At 56.2% G+C, this 6015-nt stretch carries 7 protein-coding genes and 1 pseudogene; 2 read left to right on the top strand and 6 right to left on the bottom strand.

The features are described 5' to 3' along the window. Positions 1-272: pseudogene (locus tag ACEQWH_RS01095) on the top strand (DNA gyrase subunit B); the annotation flags it as partial. 295 nt (positions 273-567) lie between these two features. After that, positions 568-1416, top strand: a complete 849-nt coding sequence (locus ACEQWH_RS01090; RefSeq protein ID WP_372521379.1) for a LysR substrate-binding domain-containing protein — start codon at positions 568-570, stop codon at positions 1414-1416. 89 nt (positions 1417-1505) lie between these two features. Here ACEQWH_RS01090 and ACEQWH_RS01085 read toward each other — a convergent pair whose 3' ends face one another. The 6 genes from ACEQWH_RS01085 to ACEQWH_RS01060 form a co-directional block, all read right to left on the bottom strand. Beyond that, a complete protein-coding gene (locus ACEQWH_RS01085; RefSeq protein ID WP_370227499.1) occupies positions 1506-2561 on the bottom strand; it encodes a glycine betaine/L-proline ABC transporter ATP-binding protein in 1056 nt (351 codons plus the stop codon). Between the two features lie 13 nt (positions 2562-2574). Next, the gene (locus tag ACEQWH_RS01080) at positions 2575-3606 is read right to left on the bottom strand and encodes an ABC transporter permease (protein ID WP_370227497.1); all 1032 of its coding nucleotides are present in this window, start codon (positions 3604-3606) and stop codon (positions 2575-2577) included. Positions 3607-3667: 61 nt separating this feature from the next. Continuing rightward, the gene (locus ACEQWH_RS01075; RefSeq protein WP_370227495.1) at positions 3668-4636 is read right to left on the bottom strand and encodes an ABC transporter substrate-binding protein; all 969 of its coding nucleotides are present in this window, start codon (positions 4634-4636) and stop codon (positions 3668-3670) included. Positions 4637-5114: 478 nt separating this feature from the next. After that, positions 5115-5417 carry a DUF1330 domain-containing protein gene (locus ACEQWH_RS01070; protein ID WP_370227493.1) on the bottom strand — a complete coding sequence of 101 codons (303 nt, stop codon included), beginning with the start codon at positions 5415-5417 and terminating at the stop codon, positions 5115-5117. After that, positions 5410-5784, bottom strand: coding sequence for an FCD domain-containing protein (locus ACEQWH_RS01065; protein WP_370227492.1), 375 nt, complete (start codon positions 5782-5784; stop codon positions 5410-5412). Before ACEQWH_RS01065 ends, ACEQWH_RS01070 begins: the two co-directional genes overlap by 8 nt. A 6-nt stretch (positions 5785-5790) precedes the next feature. Beyond that, the coding region (locus tag ACEQWH_RS01060; RefSeq protein ID WP_370227490.1) for a GntR family transcriptional regulator at positions 5791-6015 on the bottom strand (225 nt) is incomplete at its 5' end.

The raw sequence follows: 6015 nt of genomic DNA, 5'->3' as shown, positions 1-6015 counted from the left end.
TCATCCACGGGCCACTGGACCTGCTGGACGCGATCTTGTCAGAAGGCGAGCGTGGGCTGGCACTGCAGCGCTATAAGGGTCTGGGCGAAATGAACCCTGACCAGCTTTGGGAAACCACGCTGGACCCAGATGCACGCACGCGTCTTCAGGTGAAAGTCGAAGACATGGCCGAGGCAGACGACCTGGTCACCAAGGTGATGGGGGATGTGTTGGAACCGCGCCGGGAGTTCATCCAGAAAAACGCGCTGAGCGTGGAAAACCTCGACTTCTAAACGCTTGTAGGGTTCCCCATAGCGCTGCGGATACCCCATAGCTTTGCGGTATCCGCGCATAGTGCTGTGAGCTAAGTGGTTGGTTTTGGACCGGCGGCTGCACGTGCGCATGTCTTCATCGCATCGGACGTGCTGCTTAGCTGGCGGTCCTTTTGAACCCGAAGAGTGACGTTGATCCTGCCACACGGATCTGGGCCGCTTCTGGGCGCTCGACCCATTTGCACAGCTAACCGTTAGCAGCCTTACAAAACCTGAACCTTTGGGTTATGACGTGACCAGAAAACGGGAGGCAGCGGTGAACTACAGTCAAATCCGGGCGTTTCACTATGTGGCCATGTTGCGCGGATTTTCCCGCGCGGCAGAGGCGCTGTCTCTGACGCAACCCGCTATCTCCGAACAGGTGCGCAAGCTTGAATCAGACAACGACATCTTGCTGTTTAACCGTGAACGCAAGCAGATCACTCTGACCCCTCTGGCCGAGGATTTGCTCTTGAAAACCAAACAGTTGTTTGAGTTGGAAGACACGATCGACGACATTTTGTCAGAACGTCGCTCTGTATTAACAGGGCATCTGCGGATTATGGTGGACAGCGCGTTTCACCTCTCGGATCGTCTGCTGCGGTTTCGACAGAAGTATCCCGAAGTCAAAGTCACCGTGCGCACCGGCAACAGCGAGGACGTGCTGGCGAACTTGCGAAGCTATGACGTGGAAATCGGCATCGTCGGCAGCGAAAACCCCGGTTCGGAATTTGAAAAGGTCAGTCTTGGCGAGGCCGATATCGTTGCCGTCGCCGCCAAGCCCTTTGACGTCGAAACCGAGAAACGTCTGACGATGCAGGATCTCAAGGGCTTTCCTTTGGTGTTCCGCGAACCCGGCTCAAAGACACGCCAGAAACTGGAACGCGCCGCAATGGCCGAAAAGGTCACCCTGAAGCCTGAAATGGTCGTAGAGGGTCGCGAAGCTATGCTCGAAGTCGTCGCCAGCGGCACTGGTCTTGGATTTGTGTCCGAGGCGGAAATCGGCAACGATCCCCGCCTGACACGTATAGGTCTGGCGGCACGCGATTTGAAAATGGCGGAGTCGCTGGTCTATTTGAAACAGCGCAGCGACTTGCGGGTCATTCGGTCTTTCCTACGCAGCTAACGCCCCTCCCCACCAAAATACATCGCCCGCGACGCCATTTGGTGTCGCGGGCGAGTTTGTCTTCAGCCGAGCCTAAAGGCTAGGGATTACTACAAAGCCGCAGTCTCGTTACCGCCGCCAGACACGCGCGGCACGAGCGCTTCGACAAGATCCTGCATGTCCATCTGACCGACCGCCTTGTCGCCGTCCATCACCCGGAAGGAGTACTCTGTCGAGCCGCCCGACATTGCGATCAGGCTTTCGAGGTTGGCCGAGATCTGAATGTCAGCGTTGTGTTTGCGCTCTTTGTCCAAAGGCTTCATCACCGACTTGGCACGCAAAACGCGGGCGCGGTTAATGTCGCTGACAAAATCCTCAATATACGGGTCGCTTGGTTTCAGCAGAATGCCCTGAGGCTCGCCCTGCTGCACAACTGCGCCGTCCTTCAGGATCACAAGGTGGTCCGCAAGCTTCAGCGCTTCGTCCAGATCATGCGTGATGAAGATAATCGTCTTGTGAAGCTCTGTTTGAAGCTCCAGCAAGAGGTTCTGCATGTCCGTCCGGATCAGCGGGTCCAGCGCCGAGAAGGCTTCGTCCATCAGCATGATGTCCGTGTTTGCCGTCAACGCGCGGGCGATGCCCACACGCTGTTGCATGCCGCCTGACAGCTGCGACGGATAGTGGCTCTCAAAGCCATCAAGACCCACACGCGCCAGCCACTTCTGCGCCTCTTTGTTGCGCTCATCTGCTGGAACGCCCTGTACTTCGAGCGGCAGAGCCGCGTTCTGAAGAACAGTGCGGTGCGGCAGCAGCGCGAACTTCTGGAACACCATCGTCATCTTTTCCTGACGCAGCTTGCGCAGGGAGGTTTCCGACAGCTTCAGCGCGTCTTCGCCGTCAATCATAACCTGACCTGCGGTCGGTTCGATCAGACGGTTCAGGTGGCGAATAAGCGTGGATTTACCAGAGCCGGACAGCCCCATAACCACGGTGATTTCGCCAGCCTGCATATCGACGTTGATGTCGCGCAGGCCCAGAACATGCCGGTGCTTATCAAGCAGCTCGGCTTTGCCCATGCCGCCTTGCACGTGCTTGACCATCTCTTTGTCATTGGACCCGAAAATCTTGAAGAGCCCAGAGATACGGACTTTTGGGAGATCGCTCATATCACGCGTTCCTTCAGTGTTTTTGACGTGTCATGTCGACACGTGACAGAGCCGCTTTTGACACACGGTCCAGAATGACCGCCAAAAGCACGATGCCAATACCAGCGACGATACCGACGCCCAACTCAAGGTTCCGAATGCCGCGCAGAACGTTCACACCGAGACCCGGTGCAGACACCAGAGACGCGATCACAACCATCGCCAGCGACATCATGATCGTCTGGTTCACACCAGCCATGATGTTAGGCAGCGCAAGCGGAAGCTCGACTTTGACCAGTTTCTGACGCGAGTCCATGCCAAAGGCATTGGCCGCTTCGACCACATCCTGATCCACAAGGCGGATGCCCAAATCGGTCAGGCGAATGACGGGAACAATCGCGTAAAGGATGATCGCGATACCGTAGAGTTTGGATTCCGTAACAGAAAACAAGAAGATAAGCGGGATCAGATAGACGAAGGTCGGCAAGGTCTGAAGCAGATCGAGTATGGGCACGACGGCCTTCTGCAATCGGTCAGACTTTGACATGGCGATGCCGATGGGCACGCCGAATAGAATAGAAATACCCGTACAGACCGTAATGATCGACAGGGTCTGCATGGCGACATCATAGTGGTCTACGAACGCCAGCAAAAGGATAGAGAATGCCACAAATATCGTGACCCAAGTGCTGCGAGAGGCCTTCCAGGACACAAAGACGAGCAGTGGAATCATGATGAACCAGGGCATCGCCGCAAACAGCCACAGCGCGCCGTCCAGCAACCAGCTCAGAGGCTGTGTGATGGGGTCAAGGACCGACTTTAGCGCAGGCTTTGCCGCCAGGAACGCGTCTTCGATACCCTTGGTAACGTCGCGAGTTTGACCGACCGAAGCGCAGCTTTCATTCAAGTTATCCAGCGACGGAAAAGGAAAGAACTCACCTTCAGCCTCACTTTGTCCGTTATTTTGTGCGGCCAGGTCCGCCAGCGAAAACGACCCACCAGAAGCCTTTGTTCCGCACCAGTCTTCAAGCCCGAGAGCCTGAAAAAGACGATCATAAAACGCCATCATTCCACCCTTTGGTAATACCCCCCCGATCGGTCGATCGGGGGGGCTTTTTATTTTATTATTATTGCAGAAGCGCTGCGAGGTTGCCTTTGGCTTTGTCGTTCAGCCAGTCGCCCCACACGTCTTTGTAGGTGGTCAGGAAGTAAGCTGCCGCTTCTTCGTTGGACGCGTTGTTGTCCAGACGCCATGCCAGAACTTCGCCCATCTGAGCGTTAGTGAATGCAACGTTCTTCAGCAGCTCAGCAACTTCTGGCTCACGCTCCATGAACGCCGAAGAAACAGCGGTCACAACTTTGGAGGATGGGTACGCAGAGAAGACTGGGTTTGCACAGTCTGCGTCACCGTTACAGGTGTGGCCTTCGGCGTCATAGGCTGGAACCTCAACCTGAACCATTGGGTATTTACCCAGAACCGCGGTTGGCGCCCAGTAGTAGCCGAACCATGGCTCTTTCGCGTCATATGCTGCCGCGATGGAGGTTTGCAGTGTTTCACCGGAACCGTGCTGGAAGCGCTCGAGGCCGGAACCTTCGATGCCTGCGGCTTTCAGGTTGTTGTTGTTGATGATGTCACACGCCCAACCTGATGGACAGTCGTGGAACTTGCCACCAACCGCCGCCGGGTTCGCCATGATGCCTTCCCATGTGGTCAGCTCTGGGTTGGACTCTGCGAGATACGCTGGGATCCACCATGCTTCGACACCGCCGTCAGACAGAACGTCTGTCAGTTCGATCAGTTTGCCGTCAGCCAGCAGGCCTTCGTATGCAGGGGTAGAGTTCGCCCAGACTTCGGTCAGAATGTCAGGCTCGCCAGTTTCTGCCAGAGAGGTCAGAGCAGGAACGGTGGACGATGGAACCTGCTGTACGTTACAGCCATAGCCTTGCTCCATCAGGAAGGCCGCAACTGCGGTCACAACCTGAGAAGACGCCCAGTCCATTTGAGTGATGGATACGTCGCCGCAGTCAGCAGACGCTGTACCGGCAGCCATCGTTCCAGTCAGAAGCGCCGCTGCGCTTACCATTTTAAGTTTCATATTGTTCTCCCTTGTTGAACTTAAAACTTCTTTATTTGTTTTGGGTCGGGCTCAGTGTCCCAACCGAATTCTTTGTCGTGCTGCATGTCGTTTTTAGCGATCCGGTCGAAACGCTTTTACGCATTTTGATTTTGCTCCAAACCCGCGCGACACGCACCGATCCTTTCAGAAACACCATGACGTGAGTCCACAGAGGCCGAAATACGACAGTTTTTTGCGAGTTTCAGACTTTTTTGGACAAGCATTCGTGGGCCTAACACCTTTTCAAGAGCGACATACATGGGAAGCGTGCCATAGAACAGGCGAAAAGCTAAGTCGCTTTTGAACACGTTTTCGTCGAGGTTTGCGAGATTGGTCGCAGTAGCCGTCTTTGATTTTTCCGTGTAGACCGCGCACCTTACATTACGTAAAGGCACGCCCTCTGTGTCCCGCCCCTCCGCACGGCACAGAGCCCCAACCTTCGTATCTGCCTCGCGACTCATACCAAACCCTCGATCAGAGCAATATCAGCGTGACAGGCATCTGCCCGCTTTGCCCGTGCAGCTTGGTATTCTTCAGAGGCATAGCAATCCCGTGCGCGTTGCAGCGAGTCAAACTCGATGACAACGCGGCGCTGCCAGTCGTGTCCTTCCAAGGTCTCCGCCTCGCCGCGCGCAAGAAAACGTGCCCCGTATTTCGCGAACGCTTTGGGCGCGATGTCCTGATAGCCGCGATAGGCGTCGGGATCGGTTACAGTGACGTTGGCGATCCAATAGCCCTTGGGCGTGATTGCGTCACTCATCGTCGCCCCCTTCTGCGGCGGCCAAAAGCCTGTCGGCAATCGCGGCTGTGTCCTGCAGGTGGTCCATCACAGCCCGACGGGCCGCGCTTGCGTCACCCGAAGTGATGGCCAAACAGATGTTCTCCATATGCGCGATGCCGGGCTGTGTCCGGTTGCTTTCGGACAGGGTCATCATACGCAAACGGCTGATGCGCCCGTTCAGACGCTGGACAATTTCCCACGCGATATGGTGGCCGGCACCATCAAAGATCTCGGAATAGAAATCAGCCGAGGCCCGGAACAAAGCCCCGGGCGTTTCATCCTTAAAGCCCATCCTCAGACGATCCAGCGCGCGCTCCAGCGACGCGGACCGCGTTGGTGTGATCATCCGGGCTCACTTTTCGGCCGCAGAGGTCTCGAGCATGCGGCGGATGTCGTAAATCTGGCGCGCGTCCTCGCGACTGATCTTGGCGACGATTGGCCCGCGGCCAGGCAGAATGTCGACCAGCCCTTCGGCCTCAAGATAGCGCATGGTTTCGCGGATGACGGTGCGGCTGACCCCCAGTTGGTCACACAGAGGTCTTTCAACAAGTCTTTGTCCTGGCTGGAAAAAACCCTC

It is taken from the genome of Cognatishimia sp., assembly GCF_964229375.1.
Classification (GTDB): Bacteria; Pseudomonadota; Alphaproteobacteria; order Rhodobacterales; family Rhodobacteraceae; genus Cognatishimia.
The sequence above is the reverse complement of the archived record's forward strand: the minus strand, read 5'-3'. Positions and strand labels throughout refer to the sequence as shown.

Coding starts and splice junctions, on each gene's coding strand:
- ACEQWH_RS01085 (WP_370227499.1), bottom strand. CDS start 2,561: ATGAGCGATCTCCCAAAAGTCCGTATCTCTGGGCTCTTCAAGATTTTC.
- ACEQWH_RS01080 (WP_370227497.1), bottom strand. CDS start 3,606: ATGGCGTTTTATGATCGTCTTTTTCAGGCTCTCGGGCTTGAAGACTGG.
- ACEQWH_RS01075 (WP_370227495.1), bottom strand. CDS start 4,636: ATGAAACTTAAAATGGTAAGCGCAGCGGCGCTTCTGACTGGAACGATG.
- ACEQWH_RS01070 (WP_370227493.1), bottom strand. CDS start 5,417: ATGAGTGACGCAATCACGCCCAAGGGCTATTGGATCGCCAACGTCACT.
- ACEQWH_RS01065 (WP_370227492.1), bottom strand. CDS start 5,784: ATGATCACACCAACGCGGTCCGCGTCGCTGGAGCGCGCGCTGGATCGT.